This window comes from Micromonospora sp. NPDC047620, from assembly GCF_043205005.1.
Taxonomy (GTDB): Bacteria; Actinomycetota; Actinomycetes; order Mycobacteriales; family Micromonosporaceae; genus Micromonospora.
In genome coordinates, this window is record NZ_JBIDDG010000002.1 from 281,630 (window position 1) to 296,821 (window position 15,192).

Sequence of the window (15,192 nt, forward strand, 5' to 3'; positions counted from 1 at the left end):
CCGGTCGGAACTGGTTCAGCCCTGGCGCTGCTTGTGGCGCGGGTCGGTGCAGATGACCATGACCCGGCCGTGCCGGCGAATGACCCGGCACTTGTTGCAGATCCTCTTGACGCTCGGCTTGACCTTCACGGTTGCCTTACTTCCCATCTGGCCCGACGACGCGCCGAGGCGCGACACCGGACGTCGAAGACGGACACGGGGACGTCCCGGCCGTCGTCAGGCTTACTTGTAGCGGTAGACGATGCGCCCGCGGGTCAGGTCGTACGGCGAGAGTTCGACGACGACCCGGTCCTCCGGCAGGATGCGGATGTAGTGCTGCCGCATCTTGCCGCTGATGTGAGCCAGCACCTTGTGGCCGTTCGCGAGCTCCACGCGGAACATTGCGTTCGGCAGGGGCTCGATGACCCGACCCTCGATCTCGATGGCTCCGTCTTTTTTCGGCATGTCCTCCGCTGTCCTGACGTCGGTTACTCCGGACGGCCCACAACGTCTTACACGGGCGACCGATCAAGATCAGGAAGCCCGCGCCAGCCGCGGCTCCGACTCCCACCGAAGCGCGGGGTGGGCATGCCGGAGTGGACGCTGTGCGCCGATCAGAAAGTGTACGCCCGCCTGCGGGCCGTCGCCAAACCGGCCACCCTCCGGAGCGTCGGACCACCCGAAAGGCGACAATCAGGCATCCAGGTCACCCGCCCGGCGTTCCGGTCCGGCGGGCGCCTCGACCAGGAACAGGACAGGGCCCCGCCAGCGTCGCGAGCTCCGGCGCCGCCGGGGACGACAGGCGCCGGCGGGCCGCCGACGAGGGCGTCCCGCCGCCCGTACGCCCGCGGCGACCGCTCGTCGTGCTCGGGCGGTTCAGGCCGACCCTCGTCGGATCAGACGGCCGGCGAGTCGGCGGGCTGACGGGAGGTGACGAGTTCGCCGAGCCGGGCGCGACCGCCGTCCGGTGCGGTCAGCACCCAGACGCCGTCCGGGAGCAGCGCCATCGTGTGCTCGACGTGCACCGCCATCGACCGGTCCCGGGTGACCACGGTCCAGCCGTCGGAGAGCTCCACCGTCCGGGGCGAGCCCATCGTGATCATCGGCTCGATCGCCAGCGCCATGCCCGGCACCAGGCGGGGGCCCTTGCCCGGGCGTCCGTGGTTGAGCACGTGCGGGTCCTGGTGCATCTCGGTGCCGATGCCGTGGCCGCCGTAGCCGTCGACGATGCCGTACCGGCCGCCCTTGCGGACGGCGTTCTCCACCGCGTGCGAGATGTCGGTGAGCCGGCCCTTGCCGCTGGCCGCCCCGCGGGCGGCGGCGGCGATGCCCGCCCACATGGCGTCCTCGGCCACCTCGGCCATCTTGAGCAGCGCCGGGTCGACCTCGCCCACGCCGACCGTGATCGCGGCGTCGCCGTGCCAACCGTCGAGCACCGCGCCGCAGTCGATCGAGATCAGGTCCCCGTCGCGGAGCACCTGCTGCGGTGCCGGGATGGCGTGCACGACCTGCTCGTTCACCGACGAGCAGATCGATGCCGGAAAGCCGTGGTAGCCCTTGAACGAGGGGACGGCGCCGGCCTCGCGGATGGTCGACTCGGCGATGGCGTCCAGGTCGGCGGTGCTGACCCCGGGGGCGACCGCCTCCCGCATCCGACGCAGCGCCTCGGCGACCACCAGCCCGGCGGCCCGCATCTTCTCGATCTGGTCAGGGGTCTTCAGCTGGATGTCCAGCTGGGGACGACGCATGGAGCCGTTACCTTTCGTTGCCGAAGCCGAAGAGCGGGGCACGTCGGACGCACCCCGCTCTTCGCACTCTATCCGCCGGAGCCCGGCGGGACGTCAGCCGCCGTACGACCGCAGGGCGTCGATGGCGCGGAGCGTGACGTCCTCCACCGGGCCGGTGGCGTCGATGCCCACCAGCTTGCCCTGGGCGCCGTAGTAGTCGACCAGCGGCGCGGTCTTGTCCGCGTACTCCCGCAGGCGGGTGGCGATGGTCTCCGGCTTGTCGTCGTCGCGCTGGAACAGCTCGGCGCCGCACCGGTCGCAGATGCCCTCGCGGGTGGTCGCGTCGAACTCGACGTGCCAGATCTTGCCGCAGCCCCGGCACGTACGCCGGCCGGAGAGCCGCCGGATCACCTCGTCGTCGTCGACCACGAGTTCCAGCACCAGGTCGAGCGCGGTGCCCAGGTCGGCGAGGAGCTTGTCCAGCGCGGCGGCCTGCGGCGTGGTGCGCGGGAAGCCGTCGAGCAGGAAGCCCTCGGCGGCGTCCGGCTCGGCGAGCCGGTCCCGCACCATGTTGATCGTGACCTCGTCGGGCACCAGCTCGCCGGCATCCATGTAGCGCTTCGCCTCGATCCCCAGCGGCGTGCCCTGGGAGACGTTCGACCGGAAGATGTCACCGGTCGAGATCTTCGGGACCGAGAGGTGCGCGGCGATGAACTCGGCCTGCGTACCCTTGCCCGCACCCGGCGGGCCAACCAGAACGAGTCTCATCTACCGCAGGAACCCTTCGTAGTTCCGCTGCATCAGTTGGCTCTCGATCTGCTTGGTGGTCTCCAGACCGACGCCGACCATGATCAGGACAGCGGTGCCGCCGAACGGGAAGTTCAGGTACTGCTGCTTGTCCAGCCAGATGAAGAAGAAGTTCGGCAGGATCGAGATGATGCCGAGGTAAAGGGCGCCCGGCAGGGTGATCCGGCTGAGGATGAAGTCGAGGTAGTCGGCGGTCGGCTTGCCGGGGCGGATGCCCGGCACGAAGCCGCCGTACTTCTTCATGTTGTCCGCGACCTCGGTCGGGTTGAACGTGATCGAGACGTAGAAGTACGTGAAGAAGATGATCAGCAGGAAGTAGACCGAGATGTAGATCGGGCTGGTCGGGTCGACCAGGTTGTTCTGGATCCACGTCTGGGTCTTGCCCGGGTTGGTCTGGTCGAAGAACTGCAGCGCCAACTGGGGCAGGTAGAGCAGCGACGAGCCGAAGATGACCGGGATGACACCCGCCTGGTTGACCTTCAGCGGGATGTAGGTCGAGGTGCCGCCGTACATGCGCCGGCCGATCATCCGCTTGGCGTACTGCACCGGGATCCGGCGCTGCGCCTGCTCGATGAAGGTGACCGCGGTGATGACCACCAGGACCAGCGCGATGACGAGGACGAACTTGCCCCAGCCGCCGGTCTGCTTGATCTGCCAGCCCTCGCTGGGAAGCCGGGCCGCGATCGAGGTGAAGATCAGGACGGACATGCCGTTGCCGACGCCCCGGTCGGTGATCAGCTCACCGAGCCACATCACCACGCCGGTGCCGGCGGTCATCGTCATGACCAGGAGGGTCAGCGTCAGCCAGTCCGGGATCCCGGTGCCCTCGGGGATGATCGGGAACTGGTCGCACTGGTTCTGGAACAGTTGCCCGGAGCGGGCCAGCGCCACGAACGCCGACGCCTGGAGGACGCCCAGGCCCAGCGTCAGGTAGCGGGTGTACTGGGTGATCTTCGCCTGCCCGGCCTGGCCCTCCTTGCGGAGCTGCTCGAGCCGGGGGATGACCACGGTCAGCAGCTGCAGGATGATCGACGCGGTGATGTAGGGCATGATGCCCAGCGCGAAGACCGAGAGCTGCAGCAGCGCGCCGCCGGAGAAGAGGTTGAGCAGGTTGAGGACCCCGGTGGAGCCGTTCTCCAGGGTGTCGAGGCACTTCTGCACGTTGCCGTACGAGACACCCGGGCTGGGCAGCGTAGCCCCGAGCCGGTAGACCGCGATGATGCCTACTGTGAACAGCAGCTTCTTGCGCAGGTCAGGCGTACGGAACGCACTGAGAAAGGCGGACAGCAACTTCTTCCTCCTGCGCGCGGCGGGCCGCCGGTGAACCCGGGCGGGTCGGGGTGGGTGCCGGGCGAGCGCCCGATATCCATAGCTGGGAAGGGACTCTAACAGCCCGATCCCGGTCCGGGCAGATGTGCCCGGCTACATAAACCGAATCCGATGTTACCCGGCGCACACATGCCGGGGAGACCATGGCGCCCGCCCAGTTGGGACAACTGAGCGGGCGCCATGTGTCGTACAGCTCTTACAGCTCGGTGACGGTGCCACCGGCGGCGGCGATCTTCTCCTTGGCCGACGCGCTGAACGCGTGCGCCGACACCTGGAGGGCGACCCCGCCGAGGTCCCCGGTGCCGAGGACCTTGACCGGCTGGCCCTTGCGGACCGCGCCGGCCTCGACGAGCTCCAGCGGGCCGACCTGGCCGCCGTTCGGGAACAGCTCGGCGAGCCGGTCCAGGTTGACCACCTGGAAGACCACCTTGAACTTGTTCTTGAAGCCCTTCATCTTCGGCAGGCGCATGTGGATGGGCATCTGCCCACCCTCGAACGCCGCCGAGATGTTCTTGCGGGCCTTGGAACCCTTGGTACCGCGACCGGCGGTCTTGCCCTTCGAGCCCTCACCGCGACCCACGCGGGTCTTCGCGGTCTTGGCACCGGGCGCCGGGCGCAGGTGGTGGACCTTGATCGTCATTACTCGACCTCCTCGACCTTCACGAGGTGGTTGACCGCGAAGATCATGCCGCGGATCTCCGGACGGTCCTCCTTGACCACCACGTCGTTGATCCGCTTGAGACCGAGCGAGCGCAGCGAGTCACGCTGGTTCTGCTTGGTCCCGATCTCGGACCGGACCTGGGTGACCTTCAGGCGAGCCATCAGGAAGCCACCCCCGCCCGCGACGCCAGCATGGCGGCCGGCGCGACGTCCTCGACCGGCAGGCCACGACGGGCGGCGACGGCCTCGGGGGACTCGAGCCCCTTCAGCGCCGCCACGGTGGCGTGCACGATGTTGATCGGGTTCGACGAACCGAGGCTCTTGGAGAGCACGTCGTGGATACCCGCGCACTCCAGCACGGCACGCACCGGACCACCGGCGATGACACCCGTACCGGCGGAAGCCGGCTTGAGCAGCACCACACCGGCCGCAGCCTCACCCGTCACCGGGTGCGGGATGGAGGAGGCGATCCGCGGCACCTTGAAGAAGTGCTTCTTGGCCTCCTCGACGCCCTTGGCGATCGCCGCGGGCACCTCCTTGGCCTTTCCGTAGCCCACACCGACGGTGCCGTCGCCGTCGCCCACGATCACCAGGGCGGTGAAGCTGAAGCGACGACCACCCTTCACGACCTTGGCGACGCGGTTGATCGCGACGACCCGCTCGAGGTGCGGGGTCTTCTCGACGGGCGCGTTTCCGCGGCCGCCCTCACGGCGGTTGTCGCGGCGACCACCCTCGTTGCCACCGGACCCGCCGCCACGGCGCTGTTGACCTGGCATCAGCAGCCTTCCTTCTCTCTCGTGACGGGGTTTCTAGAACTCGAGCCCGGCTTCGCGGGCGGCGTCGGCAAGCGCGGCGACCCGCCCCGCGTACCGGTTGCCACCGCGGTCGAAGACGACCTTGGAGATGCCGGCGGCCTTGGCCCGCTCGGCGAGCAGGGCGCCGACCTTGCCGGCCAGGGCGCTCTTGTCGCCCTCCGAGCCGCGCAGCGAGGCGTCCAGGGTCGAGGCCGACGCCAGGGTGTGACCCTTGGTGTCGTCCACGATCTGGGCGACGATGTGCCGCAGGGAGCGGGTGACCACGAGGCGGGGACGCTCGGCGGTGCCGCTGATGTTCTTGCGGACCCGGAAGTGCCGGCGCGCACGCCCGACGGCACGCTTGGCGGCGACGCCGCGGCGGCGCTTGAGCAGCGTGGCGCTCACTTCTTACCTGCCTTTCCAGCCTTGCGGCGGATGACCTCGCCCTGGTACTTCACGCCCTTGCCCTTGTAGGGCTCCGGCGGGCGGATCTTCCGGATGTTGGCGGCAACCTCACCGACGAGCTGCTTGTCGATGCCGGCCACGTGGAACAGCGTCGGCTTCTCCACCGTGAAGGTGATGCCGTCCGGCGCCGGAACCAGCACGGGGTGCGAGAACCCGAGCGCGAACTCCAGGTCCTTGCCCTTGGCGGTCACGCGGTAACCGGTGCCGGCGATCTCCAGGCTCTTGCGGTAGCCCTCGGTGACGCCGACGATCATGTTGGCGACCAGGGTACGGCTGAGGCCGTGCAGCTCCTTGGCCTTGCGCTCGTCGTTCGGGCGGTTGACGTTCAGCTGCCCGTCCTCGGCCCGGTCGATCGTGATCGGCTCGGCCAGGGTGTGCGAGAGCTCGCCCTTCGGGCCCTTGACCTTGACGGTCTGCCCGTCGATCGTGATGTCGACGCCGGCTGGCACCGGGATCGACTTACGTCCAATACGCGACATTTCTACCTGTCTCCCGTTACCAGACGAAGGCGAGGACTTCCCCGCCAACGCTCCGCTTGCGGGCCTGCCGGTCGGTGAGCAGCCCCTGGGACGTCGAAATGATCGCCACGCCCAGCCCGCCGAGCACCCGCGGGAGCCCGTCCGACTTGGCGTAAACCCGCAGACCGGGCTTGGACACACGCTTGATGCCGGCCAGGCTCCGCTCCCGGTTCTGGCCGTACTTCAGCTCGACGACCAGTCGCTTGCCGACGGCGCCCTCCTCGGGCTCCTCGACCGACCAGGTGGCGATGTAACCCTCGGCCTTGAGGACCTCGGCGATGTTCGCCTTGATCTTCGAGTAGGGCATCGTCACCCGGTCGTGGTACGCCTGGTTGGCGTTACGCAGACGCGTGAGCATGTCTGCGATCGGGTCGGTCATCGTCATGGAATTCGTCAGCCTTTCTCGCCGGGGTTCCCGGGGCGGTGAGCCCCGGGCCTACGGCGAAGAGCAATAGCTATTACCAGGAAGCCTTGGACACGCCGGGCAGCTCACCGCGGTGGGCCATCTCCCGGATGCACACCCGGCAGAGACCGAACTTGCGGTAGACCGCCTTGGGACGCCCGCACCGCTGGCAGCGGGTGTACGCGCGAACCGAGAACTTCGGCTTCGCGGCCGCCTTGAGGATCAGCGCCTTCTTGGCCATCTCAGTTCTCCTTGAACGGGAAGCCCAGGAGCTTGAGCAGCGCCCGGCCCTCGTCGTCGGTCGTGGCGGTCGTGACCACCGTGATGTCCATGCCCCGCTGCCGATCGATCTTGTCCTGGTCGATCTCGTGGAACACCGACTGCTCGGTCAGACCGAACGTGTAGTTGCCGTGCCCGTCGAGCTTGCGCCCGTCGAGACCGCGGAAGTCGCGGATACGCGGCAGCGCGATCGACAGCAGCCGGTCCAGGAACTCCCACATCCGGTCGCCGCGGAGGGTCACCTTCGCGCCGATCGGCATGCCCTCGCGGAGCTTGAACTGCGCGATGGACTTGGTCGCCCGCCGCACCTGCGGCTTCTGGCCGGTGATGGTGGCCAGGTCCCGGACGGCGCCGTCGATCAGCTTGGCGTCCCGGGCGGCCTCGCCGACACCCATGTTGACGACGATCTTGACCAGCCGCGGCACCTGCATCGGGTTGCCGTACTTGTGCTGCTCCTGCAGCTGGGCCACGATCTCGTTGCGGTACCGCTCCTTGAGGCGCGGCATGGTCTTGGTTTCGGTAGCCGTGGTCATCACAGGTCCTTACCGGTGCTACGCGCGATGCGGACCTTCTGGCCGTTTTCGTCGATCCGGTAACCGACGCGGGTCGGCTTGCCGTCGGAGTCCAGGACCTGCACGTTCGAGACGTGGATCGGGGCCTCCTGGGTGACGATGCCACCGGTCTTGGCGCCACGCTGGGTGGTGCTGATGCGGGTGTGCTTCTTGACCCGGTTCACGCCCTCGACCAGGACCTTGTCCTGCCGCGGGTAGGCCGCGATGACCTTGCCCTTGGCACCCTTGTCCTTGCCGGCGATGACGACGACCGTGTCGCCCTTCTTGACCTTCACGGTCACAACACCTCCGGCGCGAGAGAGATGATCTTCATGAACCGCTTGTCCCGCAGCTCCCGACCCACCGGGCCGAAGATACGGGTGCCGCGCGGGTCCCCGCCGTCCTTGATGATGACGGCGGCGTTCTCGTCGAAACGGATGTACGAACCGTCCGGCCGCCGCCTCTCCTTGGCGGTGCGAACGACGACGGCCTTGACGACGTCGCCCTTCTTCACACCGGCACCCGGGATCGCGTCCTTGACGGTGGCCACGATGACGTCGCCGATGCTCGCGTAGCGCCGACCGGAGCCACCGAGAACCCGGATGCACAGGATCTCCCGAGCACCCGTGTTGTCGGCGACGCGCAGTCGCGACTCCTGCTGAATCACGTCTATCTCCTATGTCTGCCGGTTCTCCGGCCGCACGAGGCGGCCGGAGCCTGGCGGAACCCGCGCCCGACTGACGCCGGGCGAGCTTGAGCCTTCGCTACTTGGCCTTTTCCAGGATCTCCACGAGCCGCCACCGCTTGGTGGCGGACAGCGGCCGGGTCTCCATGATCAGGACCCGGTCGCCGATGCCGGCGGTGTTCTGCTCGTCGTGCACCTTCAGCTTGCTGGTACGGCGCATGATCTTGCCGTACAGCGCGTGCTTGACCCGGTCCTCGACCTCGACGACGACGGTCTTTTCCATCTTGTCGCTGACCACGAGGCCCTCACGCACCTTGCGGCGGGCCCGCGCGGCGGCGGTGGTGTTCTCGCTCATGATGCAGTCACCTCAGTCGGCGCGGCCGAGAGACCCAGCTCGCGCTCACGCATGATCGTGTAGATCCGGGCGATCTCCCGACGGATGACCTGCAGCCGCCGGTTGTTGTCCAGCTGCCCGGTTGCGGCCTGCACGCGGAGGTTGAACAGCTCCGCCTTGGCCTCGCGCAGCTTCGTGACCAGCTCCTCCTCGGAGAGCTCACGCAGCTCGGAGGCCTTAACGCCCGCTGCCATCAGGATTCACCCACTTCGCGCGTAACAATGCGGCACTTCATCGGGAGCTTGTGGATCGCGCGACGCATCGCCTCTCGCGCGATCTGCTCGTTGGGGAAGGACATCTCGAAGAGGACCCGCCCCGGCTTCACGTTGGCGACCCACCACTCGGGCGAACCCTTACCGGAACCCATCCGGGTCTCGGCCGGCTTCTTGGTGAGGGCCTGGTCCGGGAAGATCGTGATCCAGACCTTGCCACCACGCTTGATGTGGCGGGTCATCGCGATACGTGCCGACTCGATCTGGCGGTTGGTCACGTACGCCGGCTCGAGAGCCTGGATCCCGAACTCGCCGAACACCACCCGGTTACCACCCTTGGACGCGCCGTGGCGGTCCGGGTGGTGCGGCTTGCGGAAGCCCTTCGGGGGCTTGCGCGGCATCAGCATCTGTCAGCCCTCCTGCTGCGTTTCTGCCGCGGCGGAGACGGCGGCGGGATCCACCGCGTCACCACTCGGCGTCTCGGCCTGCTGCGCGATGGTGGTCGCGGCGGCCCGGCCGGCCTCGGTGCCACCGGCGGTCGTGCCGGCCGAGCCGGACCGACCACGGCGCGGCCGCTCGGGGCGGTCGCCGCGCTCACGGCGCGGGCGCGACGGAGCCTCGGCCGGGGTCTCCCGACCCGGCACCGCGTCGCCCTTGTAGATCCAGACCTTCACGCCGATCCGGCCGAAGGTGGTACGGGCCTCGAAGAAGCCGTACTCGATGTTGGCCCGCAGCGTGTGCAGCGGGACCCGGCCCTCGCGGTAGAACTCGGTCCGGCTCATCTCGGCGCCGCCGAGACGGCCCGAGACCTGGACCCGGATGCCCTTGCAGACCGGGTTCTTCATCGCGGACTGCATGGCCTTGCGCATCGCCCGACGGAAGCTGACCCGGCTGGACAGCTGCTCGGCGACGCCCTGGGCGACGAGCTGCGCGTCCGACTCGGGGCTCTTCACCTCGATGATGTTCAGCTGGACCTGCTTGCCGGTCAGCTTCTCGAGCTCGCCACGGATCCGGTCGGCCTCCGCACCCTTACGGCCGATGACGATGCCCGGCCGGGCGGTGTGGATGTCGACGCGGACCCGGTCCCGGGTGCGCTCGATGTCGACCTTGGAGATGCCGGCACGCTCGAGGCCCTTGGACATCATGCGGCGGATCTTGACGTCCTCGCCGATGTAGTCCTTGTAGAGCTTGTCCGCGAACCAGCGGGACTTCCAGTCGGTCGAGATGCCGAGCCGGAACCCGTGCGGGTGAACCTTCTGACCCATTACTCGGCGCCCTCCGTCTTGCTCTGCGTCTCAGCCGGCTCCGCCTGCTTCGCCGGGGCCGCCTTCTTCGCCGCGGCCTTCTTCGGCGCGGCCGGCGCCACGGCCTCGACCGCGACGGTGATGTGGCAGGTGCGCTTGCGGATCCGGTACGCCCGGCCCTGCGCCCGCGGCTGGAACCGCTTCATGGTCGGGCCCTCGTCCACGTACGCCTCGCTGACGAGCAGCGCGTCGGGGTCCAGCCGCTCGTTGTTCTCCGCGTTGGCGATCGCGCTCGCGAGCACCTTGTACACCTGCTCGCTCGCAGCCTGCGGCGCGAACTGCAGCACCGTTAGCGCCTCCTTCGCGGGCAGGCCGCGGACGAGGTTGACCACCCGGCGCGCCTTCATCGGCGAGATGCGCACGTGCCGCGCAACCGCCCGCGCGCCCGGAAGCACCGGAGCGTCGCCCTTTCCTGGCATCGCTGTAACCCCTTGTTCCTCTATCCGTATGCCCGCGGCGTCAGCGCCGACGGCTCTTCCGGTCGTCCTTCTCGTGACCCTTGAACGTGCGGGTCAGCGCGAACTCGCCGAGCTTGTGCCCGACCATCGCCTCGGTCACGAACACCGGGACGTGCTTGCGTCCGTCGTGCACGGCGATCGTGTGACCCAGCATCTCCGGGATGATCGTCGAGCGCCGCGACCAGGTCTTGATGACGTTCTTCGAGCCCTTGTCGTTCTGCGTCTCCACCTTCTTGAGCAGGTGGTCGTCGACGAACGGGCCCTTCTTCAGGCTGCGAGGCATGTCTTATCTCCCTCAGCCGCGCTTACGCGTGGCGTAGCGGCGGCGGACGATCAGCCGGTCACTCGGCTGGCCCTTACGACGGGTGCGGCCCTCGGGCTTACCCTGCGGGTTGACCGGGTGGCGACCGCCGGAGGTCTTACCCTCACCACCACCGTGCGGGTGGTCGACCGGGTTCATCGCGACACCACGGACGGTCGGGCGCTTGCCCTTCCACCGCATCCGGCCGGCCTTGCCCCAGTTGATGTTCGACTGGTCGGCGTTGCCGATCTCGCCGATGCTGGCGCGGCAGCGGACGTCGACCCGCCGGATCTCACCGGACGGCATGCGCAGGGTCGCGTACGCGCCCTCGCGGCCGAGCAGCTGGATGCCGACGCCGGCCGAGCGGGCCAGCTTGGCGCCGCCGCCCGGGCGCAGCTCCACGTTGTGGATGGTGGTACCGACCGGGATGTTGCGCAGCGGCAGGTTGTTGCCCGGCTTGATGTCGGCGCCCGGACCGGACTCGACCGCGTCGCCCTGCTTCAGGTCCTTCGGCGCGATGATGTAACGCTTCTCGCCGTCGGCGTAGTGCAGCAGCGCGATGCGCGCGGTGCGGTTCGGGTCGTACTCGATGTGGGCGACCTTCGCCGGCACGCCGTCCTTGTCGACCCGCTTGAAGTCGATCAGACGGTACTGGCGCTTGTGACCGCCACCGTGGTGCCGCGTGGTGATCCGGCCGTGGGCGTTGCGTCCGCCCTTCTTCGGCAGCGGAGCCAGCAGCGACTTCTCGGGCGTCGACCGGGTGATCTCGGCGAAGTCGGCGACGCTCGAGCCACGCCGGCCCGGCGTCGTCGGCTTGTACTTACGGATAGCCATTGTCTACACCCCTCAGCTGACCGGGCCGCCGAAGGCCTCGATACGGTCACCGTCAGCCAGCTTCACCATCGCCCGCTTGGTGTCCTTGCGCTTGCCGAACCCGGTGCGGGTCCGCTTGCGCTTGCCCTCGCGGTTGAGCGTGTTGACCGTCAGGACGCGGACGTTGAAGATCTGCTGGATAGCGATCTTGATCTCGGTCTTGTTCGCGTCCGGGTGCACCAGGAAGGTGTACCAGTTGCGGTTCAGCTCGCTGTAGCTCTTCTCCGAGACGACCGGCGCCACGATGATGTCGCGCGGGTCGGCGATCGTGCTCACTTGCCACCCTCCTCGGTGGTCTCGGCGGGAACACCGAGGAACTCGTCCAGGGCGTCCTTCGTGAAGACCACGTCGTCGGCCACCAGCACGTCGTACGTGTTGAGCTGGCCGGCTTCGATCAGGTGCACCCGCGGCTCGTTGCGCAGCGACACCCAGTTCAGCTCGTCGGTGCTGCTCAGCACGACCAGGACCCGGCGGGCCTCGGTCAGCTTGGCCAGCGTGGCCAGGGCGGCCTTGGTCGACGGCTTCTCGCCCGAGACGAACGCCTCGACGACGTGCACCTGCCCGGCGCGGGCCCGGTCCGACAGGGCGCCACGCAGGGCGGCGGCCTTCATCTTCTTCGGGGTGCGCTGGCTGTAGTCGCGCGGCACGGGACCGTGCACCACGCCACCGCCGGCGAACTGCGGCGCGCGGATCGAGCCCTGCCGGGCACGACCGGTGCCCTTCTGCTTGTACGGCTTCTTGCCGCCACCGGCGACCTCGCCGCGGGTCTTGACCTTGTGCGTGCCCTGCCGGGCCGCCGCGAGCTGGGCCACCACGACCTGGTGCATCAGCGCGACGTTGGCCTGGACGTCGAAGATGTCGGCGGGCAGCTCGACGGCGCCGCTCTTGTTGCCTTCGACGGAGAGGACGTCAACGGTGGTCACTTGGCCACACCGCCCTTCTTCACCTTGGTCTTGGCCGCGGTGCGGACCAGGACCAGCGCGCCCTTGGGGCCGGGGATGGCGCCGCGGACGAGCAGGAGGTTGTTCTCGGTGTCGACCGCCTGGACGGTCAGGTTCTGGACGGTGTAGCGCACGCCACCCATCCGGCCGGCCATCCGGGTGCCCTTGAAGACACGACCCGGGGTGGCGCAGGCGCCGATGGAGCCCGGCGAGCGGTGCTTGCGCTCGACACCGTGGCTGGCGCGCAGACCGTGGAAGCCGTGACGCTTCATCGGGCCGGCGTAGCCCTTGCCCTTGGTCTTGCCGGTCACGTCGATCGAGACACCGGCCGGGAACTCCTCGACCGTGATCTCCTGGCCGAGCGAGTAGTCCGCCGCGTCGGCGGTGCGCAGCTCGACGATGTGCCGGCGCGGCGCGACGTCGGCCTTCGCGTAGTGCCCGCTGATCGGCTTCTTGACCTTGCGCGGGTCGATCGTGCCGTACGCCAGCTGGACCGCGGAGTAACCGTCCTTGTCGGCGCTACGAACCTGGCTGATGACGCACGGGCCGGCCTGAACCACGGTCACCGGGACAACGCGGTTGTTGTCCCAGACCTGGGTCATGCCGAGCTTTGCGCCCAGGATCCCCTTGACTTGCCTGTCCATTTGTCCGGTCCCTACAGCTTGATCTCGATGTCGACGCCAGCCGGCAGGTCGAGGCGCATGAGCGAGTCGACCGTCTTCGGGGTCGGGTCGATGATGTCGATCAGCCGCTTGTGCGTGCGCATCTCGAAGTGCTCGCGCGAGTCCTTGTACTTGTGCGGCGAGCGGATAACGCAGAAACGGTTGATCTCCGTGGGCAGCGGCACCGGGCCCGCGACCTGCGCCCCGGTACGCGTCACCGTCTCGACGATCTTCCGAGCCGAGGAGTCGACGACCTCGTGGTCATAGGCCTTGAGCCGGATGCGGATCTTCTGTCCCGCCATGGTGGCTTCTGTTCCTTCTCTCGATGCCGCTGTGTTGCGGGCGCCTGTACCGGCTGGTACAGGCCCTCTTCGCCGACCCCCGCGGTCGGGCGTGTCGCGCTCCCGGGCCAGGCTCCGCCCCGGGACTCCGGAGCGATTCTGACCGCGCGGTGGGTCAAGGCGCCGATCGCACTACCGCGACCTGAACGCCGTGCGAGGGTGGTTGGCGGACGCGCCGCCAACCACCCTACGCCCGACTGTCCTGCAGCCCGGAGGTTCGACGAAAGCCGAACACGGGCAGCGAACTGTCGTTACGCAACCTGACTAGTATGCCGCACGACTGGCGGCGGGTCTAATCGGGGTTACCCAGCTCACTTGATGATCTTGGTGACGAACCCGGCGCCGACGGTGCGGCCACCCTCGCGGATCGCGAACTTGAGGTTCTCCTCCATGGCGATGGGCTGGATCAGCTTCACCGTCATGGTGGTGTTGTCACCCGGCATGACCATCTCGGTGCCCTCGGGGAGCGTGACGACACCGGTGACGTCCGTGGTCCGGAAGTAGAACTGCGGACGGTAGTTCTGGAAGAACGGGGTGTGCCGGCCGCCCTCCTCCTTGGAGAGGATGTAGACCGTCGCCTCGAACTCCGTGTGCGGGGTCGTGGTGCCCGGCTTGATGACGACCATGCCGCGCTCGACGTCCTCGCGCTTGATGCCACGCAGCAGCAGACCGACGTTCTCACCCGCGCGGGCCTCGTCGAGCAGCTTGCGGAACATCTCGATGCCGGTGCAGGTGGTCTTCATCGACTTCTCGCGGATGCCGACGATCTCCACCTCCTCGTTCGGCTTGAGGATGCCACGCTCGGCGCGGCCGGTGACCACGGTGCCGCGGCCGGTGATCGTGAAGACGTCCTCGATCGGCATGAGGAACGGCTTCTCGGTCTCGCGCTCCGGCTGCGGGATCGCGGTGTCGACAGCGGTCATCAGGTCCAGCAGCTTGCCGGTCCACTCGGGGTCGCCCTCGAGGGCCTTCAGCGCCGAGACCCGGACGACCGGCAGGTCGTCACCCGGGTACTCCTGCGACGAGAGCAGCTCGCGGACCTCGAGCTCGACGAGCTCCAGGAGCTCCTCGTCGTCGACCATGTCGCTCTTGTTGAGCGCCACGACGATGTAGGGCACGCCGACCTGGCGGGCCAGCAGCACGTGCTCGCGGGTCTGCGGCATCGGGCCGTCGGTCGCCGCGACCACCAGGATCGCGCCGTCCATCTGCGCGGCACCGGTGATCATGTTCTTGATGTAGTCGGCGTGACCGGGGCAGTCGACGTGCGCGTAGTGCCGCGCCTCGGTCTGGTACTCGACGTGCGCGATGGAGATCGTGATGCCGCGGGCCTTCTCCTCCGGCGCCTTGTCGATCTCGTCGAACGGCGTGTACGGGTTCAGGTCCGGGTACTGGTCGTGCAGGACCTTGGTGATGGCCGCCGTCAGCGTCGTCTTACCGTGGTCGATGTGACCAATGGTGCCGATGTTGACGTGCGGCTTAGTCCGCTCGAACTTCGCCTTCGCCACTGGT

27 protein-coding genes are annotated in these 15,192 nt (G+C 68.3%); all 27 read right to left on the reverse strand.

The window, feature by feature from the left end; all coding sequences use genetic code 11:
* Positions 1–15 precede the first annotated feature (15 nt).
* Positions 16–129, reverse strand: coding sequence for a 50S ribosomal protein L36 (rpmJ, locus tag ACGF5C_RS03610; RefSeq protein WP_012184307.1), 114 nt, complete (start codon positions 127–129; stop codon positions 16–18).
* Positions 130–222: 93 nt separating this feature from the next.
* Positions 223–444, reverse strand: coding sequence for a translation initiation factor IF-1 (gene infA, locus ACGF5C_RS03615; protein WP_007073013.1), 222 nt, complete (start codon positions 442–444; stop codon positions 223–225).
* 431 nt (positions 445–875) lie between these two features.
* The gene (gene map / locus ACGF5C_RS03620; RefSeq protein WP_350711527.1) at positions 876–1,727 is read right to left on the reverse strand and encodes a type I methionyl aminopeptidase; all 852 of its coding nucleotides are present in this window, start codon (positions 1,725–1,727) and stop codon (positions 876–878) included.
* Between the two features lie 93 nt (positions 1,728–1,820).
* On the reverse strand, positions 1,821–2,474 hold the full coding sequence (locus tag ACGF5C_RS03625) for an adenylate kinase (protein WP_350711529.1): 654 nt from the start codon (positions 2,472–2,474) through the stop codon (positions 1,821–1,823).
* Complete coding sequence (gene secY, locus ACGF5C_RS03630; RefSeq protein WP_393296350.1) at positions 2,475–3,803, reverse strand: preprotein translocase subunit SecY; 1,329 nt, start codon at positions 3,801–3,803, stop codon at positions 2,475–2,477. It lies immediately after the preceding gene.
* A 235-nt stretch (positions 3,804–4,038) separates the two neighbouring features.
* Entirely contained in the window at positions 4,039–4,482 is a 444-nt protein-coding gene (gene rplO, locus ACGF5C_RS03635) for a 50S ribosomal protein L15 (protein WP_350711532.1), read from the reverse strand.
* Positions 4,482–4,664 (reverse strand): 50S ribosomal protein L30, encoded by a 183-nt coding sequence (rpmD, locus tag ACGF5C_RS03640; RefSeq protein ID WP_007073018.1) that lies wholly within the window; start codon positions 4,662–4,664, stop codon positions 4,482–4,484. The genes rplO and rpmD overlap by 1 nt, the downstream gene beginning before the upstream one ends.
* A complete protein-coding gene (gene rpsE / locus ACGF5C_RS03645) occupies positions 4,664–5,278 on the reverse strand; it encodes a 30S ribosomal protein S5 (protein ID WP_007073019.1) in 615 nt (204 codons plus the stop codon). Before rpsE ends, rpmD begins: the two co-directional genes overlap by 1 nt.
* A 33-nt stretch (positions 5,279–5,311) precedes the next feature.
* Complete coding sequence (gene rplR, locus ACGF5C_RS03650; protein ID WP_091102576.1) at positions 5,312–5,701, reverse strand: 50S ribosomal protein L18; 390 nt, start codon at positions 5,699–5,701, stop codon at positions 5,312–5,314.
* Positions 5,698–6,240, reverse strand: coding sequence for a 50S ribosomal protein L6 (gene rplF / locus ACGF5C_RS03655; protein ID WP_350711533.1), 543 nt, complete (start codon positions 6,238–6,240; stop codon positions 5,698–5,700). The genes rplR and rplF overlap by 4 nt, the downstream gene beginning before the upstream one ends.
* A 16-nt stretch (positions 6,241–6,256) precedes the next feature.
* A complete protein-coding gene (gene rpsH / locus ACGF5C_RS03660) occupies positions 6,257–6,664 on the reverse strand; it encodes a 30S ribosomal protein S8 (protein WP_013288624.1) in 408 nt (135 codons plus the stop codon).
* A 73-nt stretch (positions 6,665–6,737) separates the two neighbouring features.
* The gene (locus ACGF5C_RS03665) at positions 6,738–6,923 is read right to left on the reverse strand and encodes a type Z 30S ribosomal protein S14 (protein ID WP_007073023.1); all 186 of its coding nucleotides are present in this window, start codon (positions 6,921–6,923) and stop codon (positions 6,738–6,740) included.
* Between the two features lies 1 nt (position 6,924).
* Positions 6,925–7,494 (reverse strand): 50S ribosomal protein L5, encoded by a 570-nt coding sequence (gene rplE / locus ACGF5C_RS03670; RefSeq protein ID WP_350681992.1) that lies wholly within the window; start codon positions 7,492–7,494, stop codon positions 6,925–6,927.
* Entirely contained in the window at positions 7,494–7,814 is a 321-nt protein-coding gene (gene rplX, locus ACGF5C_RS03675; protein ID WP_172896341.1) for a 50S ribosomal protein L24, read from the reverse strand. Before rplX ends, rplE begins: the two co-directional genes overlap by 1 nt.
* Complete coding sequence (gene rplN, locus ACGF5C_RS03680) at positions 7,811–8,179, reverse strand: 50S ribosomal protein L14 (protein WP_007465279.1); 369 nt, start codon at positions 8,177–8,179, stop codon at positions 7,811–7,813. The genes rplX and rplN overlap by 4 nt, the downstream gene beginning before the upstream one ends.
* A gap of 97 nt (positions 8,180–8,276) precedes the next feature.
* Positions 8,277–8,552 carry a 30S ribosomal protein S17 gene (rpsQ, locus tag ACGF5C_RS03685; protein ID WP_088998356.1) on the reverse strand — a complete coding sequence of 92 codons (276 nt, stop codon included), beginning with the start codon at positions 8,550–8,552 and terminating at the stop codon, positions 8,277–8,279.
* Entirely contained in the window at positions 8,549–8,785 is a 237-nt protein-coding gene (gene rpmC / locus ACGF5C_RS03690; RefSeq protein WP_007073028.1) for a 50S ribosomal protein L29, read from the reverse strand. Before rpmC ends, rpsQ begins: the two co-directional genes overlap by 4 nt.
* Entirely contained in the window at positions 8,785–9,210 is a 426-nt protein-coding gene (rplP, locus tag ACGF5C_RS03695; RefSeq protein ID WP_073834927.1) for a 50S ribosomal protein L16, read from the reverse strand. The genes rpmC and rplP overlap by 1 nt, the downstream gene beginning before the upstream one ends.
* Positions 9,211–9,213: 3 nt before the next feature.
* Positions 9,214–10,068 (reverse strand): 30S ribosomal protein S3, encoded by an 855-nt coding sequence (gene rpsC / locus ACGF5C_RS03700; RefSeq protein ID WP_393296352.1) that lies wholly within the window; start codon positions 10,066–10,068, stop codon positions 9,214–9,216.
* The gene (rplV, locus tag ACGF5C_RS03705) at positions 10,068–10,526 is read right to left on the reverse strand and encodes a 50S ribosomal protein L22 (RefSeq protein WP_091102565.1); all 459 of its coding nucleotides are present in this window, start codon (positions 10,524–10,526) and stop codon (positions 10,068–10,070) included. Before rplV ends, rpsC begins: the two co-directional genes overlap by 1 nt.
* A 40-nt stretch (positions 10,527–10,566) precedes the next feature.
* Complete coding sequence (rpsS, locus tag ACGF5C_RS03710) at positions 10,567–10,848, reverse strand: 30S ribosomal protein S19 (protein WP_007073032.1); 282 nt, start codon at positions 10,846–10,848, stop codon at positions 10,567–10,569.
* A gap of 12 nt (positions 10,849–10,860) precedes the next feature.
* On the reverse strand, positions 10,861–11,700 hold the full coding sequence (gene rplB / locus ACGF5C_RS03715; protein ID WP_046567215.1) for a 50S ribosomal protein L2: 840 nt from the start codon (positions 11,698–11,700) through the stop codon (positions 10,861–10,863).
* A 12-nt stretch (positions 11,701–11,712) separates the two neighbouring features.
* Positions 11,713–12,015: a 50S ribosomal protein L23 gene (gene rplW / locus ACGF5C_RS03720; protein WP_076466668.1), complete on the reverse strand. Its 303-nt coding sequence runs from the start codon at positions 12,013–12,015 to the stop codon at positions 11,713–11,715.
* Positions 12,012–12,662 (reverse strand): 50S ribosomal protein L4, encoded by a 651-nt coding sequence (gene rplD, locus ACGF5C_RS03725; protein ID WP_393296354.1) that lies wholly within the window; start codon positions 12,660–12,662, stop codon positions 12,012–12,014. The genes rplW and rplD overlap by 4 nt, the downstream gene beginning before the upstream one ends.
* Positions 12,659–13,324, reverse strand: a complete 666-nt coding sequence (gene rplC, locus ACGF5C_RS03730; RefSeq protein WP_357460245.1) for a 50S ribosomal protein L3 — start codon at positions 13,322–13,324, stop codon at positions 12,659–12,661. Before rplC ends, rplD begins: the two co-directional genes overlap by 4 nt.
* 11 nt (positions 13,325–13,335) lie before the next feature.
* The gene (gene rpsJ, locus ACGF5C_RS03735; RefSeq protein ID WP_007073037.1) at positions 13,336–13,644 is read right to left on the reverse strand and encodes a 30S ribosomal protein S10; all 309 of its coding nucleotides are present in this window, start codon (positions 13,642–13,644) and stop codon (positions 13,336–13,338) included.
* 350 nt (positions 13,645–13,994) lie between these two features.
* Positions 13,995–15,188: an elongation factor Tu gene (gene tuf / locus ACGF5C_RS03740; protein ID WP_357692539.1), complete on the reverse strand. Its 1,194-nt coding sequence runs from the start codon at positions 15,186–15,188 to the stop codon at positions 13,995–13,997.
* Between the last annotated feature and the right edge of the window lie 4 nt (positions 15,189–15,192).